Raw genomic sequence first — 255 nt, forward strand, 5'->3', positions numbered from 1 at the left:
TACCCATCCTCCGCTATTTATTCAGTTCATGGTAATCCTTGCGGACTGGGTTCCCCCATTCGGACATTACCGGGTCAAAGCCTTCTTGGCGGCTCGCCGATACTTTTCGCAGCCTGACACGTCCTTCGTCGCTTCTCGATACCTAGGCATCCTCCGTACGCCCTTAATCGCTTCCACAAAGGCATCATTCGCCTTGTTTCCACTCTCAAGTATGAAATAAATTCCTTTGCCTCTCACAAGCTTTCACTCGTGTTT

1 rRNA gene is annotated in these 255 nt (G+C 49.8%); it reads right to left on the minus strand.

The features are described 5' to 3' along the window. Nucleotides 1–177 (minus strand): 23S ribosomal RNA (locus GCL60_RS17235); the annotation flags it as partial. Nucleotides 178–255: the final 78 nt, after the last annotated feature.

This window comes from Silvanigrella paludirubra, assembly GCF_009208775.1.
Taxonomy (GTDB): Bacteria; Bdellovibrionota_B; Oligoflexia; order Silvanigrellales; family Silvanigrellaceae; genus Silvanigrella; species Silvanigrella paludirubra.